The following is a 1,605-nucleotide window of genomic DNA, read 5'->3' on the forward strand; positions in this document are numbered from 1 at the left end:
GGATAAAAATATTGAAACGATTTTCCTTACAGGGGAACCTAAATACACGTCGGTGGCTTCCACCATTGTGCGCGATATTATCCGAAATAACGGGGATGCTTCCCTGTTTATTCCACCGGCCGTTTTTAATAGTTTACATCAAAACAGTTGATCATGGCTGTTATTTGGTTTAATCCCGGTATACAAGTTAGCGATTTGCTGCCCCTGGGAAAAGGTACGATGGGAGAACACCTGGGTATTGAATGGGAGGAACTGGGACCTGATTTTATAAAAGCCAGCATGCCGGTGGATCATCGTACCAAGCAGCCATACGGGCTCTTGCACGGGGGTGCATCGGTGGCATTGGCAGAAACCCTGGGAAGTGTAGGCGCAGCATTGACAGTGGATTCCGCAAAATTTATTGCAGTAGGAATGGAAATTAATGCTAATCATATCCGGTCGGCCAGGCAGGGTAGGGTGGTCGGCATTACCCGGCCGATTCACCGGGGGGCCAGCACCCAGGTTTGGGAAATTCGCATCGAGGACGAGCAGGGTAAATTGATTTGCATCAGCCGCCTCACAGTAGCTATTCGAAAAATCTAGCAGTTCCTTCAGACGATCAGTTATCCTGGAGGCGTTCAAGCACATCAATGATGGACGGGAAACTGTTTTTTTTGACAGTATCCCAATCGGCTGGGGCCAGCCATTTTGTTTCAGTAATCTGCTCTTCAGCCTGGGGGGTGAGTTTTTGAGGACCGTTGATCTTCATTTCAAACCACCAGGATTCTTTCAGTAAGTGTTGCCCGCTTTCGTAGTACGTGTGGTAGGTGGTGAGCAGGTGTTGCAGCAACTGCGGCCGGATAATGCCTGTTTCTTCTTCAACTTCTCGTATGGCACAGGCTTCAATGGATTCTCCGGGGTCTAGTTTGCCTTTGGGGAGGTCCCATTTTCCACGTCGGTATATAAACAGGAGTTGATTTTCTTCGTTCCAAACGGCTCCTCCGCCGGCTTTTAGAACAGTAAATTGTTGCCAGAATACCTCTTGCAGGGCTGGAAGATCGGGGTGGAGCAGGATACCGGCACGTATTTTCGGATTTTCAATGTCATGTAGGAGGGAGCGGATGGCGGGGAGGCTGCATTCATTTCTAAAAACGGTGTCGGCCTGGTGCAGGAGGGTGGCCAGCTCCGGGCTAATCTGGTCACATAAAAAAACAGGCTTTGTTCCGAAGTAGATTTTGATGTGCATATGGAGTAATTTCGCTTTTAAACGTCAGACAGGTGTTAGGAGGCTGTTCTAACTTGAAGCGAAGATAGAGAAGAGTGTTCTTACATATGTCTGACACCTAAATAGTTGCCATGAATTCAAATGAGAAGGCCGTAGCCGAGAAATTGTTACAGACGAATGCAGTACGATTGAGTCCCGATGCCCCTTTTACCTGGGCCAGTGGATGGAAAAGTCCGATTTATTGTGATAACCGCAAGGTGCTCTCGTATCCCTATATCAGGGATTTTATCAAATCAGAAATGTGTAACCTGATTTTTGAACGGTACCCTGAAGCAGCTATGCTGCCGGAGTAGTCTACCGCAGGAATAGCCTGGGGGGCAATGGCTGCCGATCAACTTAAA

At 48.1% G+C, this 1,605-nt stretch carries 3 protein-coding genes; 2 read left to right on the plus strand and 1 reads right to left on the minus strand.

Going from position 1 to position 1,605, the window contains the following annotated elements:
- The first annotated feature begins 153 nt into the window (after positions 1 to 153).
- Positions 154 to 582, plus strand: a complete 429-nt coding sequence (locus A1D16_RS13620) for a hotdog fold thioesterase (RefSeq protein ID WP_290710395.1) — start codon at positions 154 to 156, stop codon at positions 580 to 582.
- A 16-nt stretch (positions 583 to 598) separates the two neighbouring features.
- Here A1D16_RS13620 and A1D16_RS13625 read toward each other — a convergent pair whose 3' ends face one another.
- Positions 599 to 1,225, minus strand: a complete 627-nt coding sequence (locus A1D16_RS13625; RefSeq protein ID WP_290710397.1) for an NUDIX domain-containing protein — start codon at positions 1,223 to 1,225, stop codon at positions 599 to 601.
- Positions 1,226 to 1,335: 110 nt separating this feature from the next.
- On the opposite strand from A1D16_RS13625, the gene A1D16_RS13630 reads away from it, so the two are divergent.
- Positions 1,336 to 1,557: a hypothetical protein gene (locus A1D16_RS13630; RefSeq protein WP_290710399.1), complete on the plus strand. Its 222-nt coding sequence runs from the start codon at positions 1,336 to 1,338 to the stop codon at positions 1,555 to 1,557.
- Positions 1,558 to 1,605 lie beyond the last annotated feature (48 nt).

Origin of the sequence: Flavihumibacter sp. CACIAM 22H1, from assembly GCF_001601815.1 — a bacterium.
Classification (GTDB): Bacteria; Bacteroidota; Bacteroidia; order Chitinophagales; family Chitinophagaceae; genus Flavihumibacter.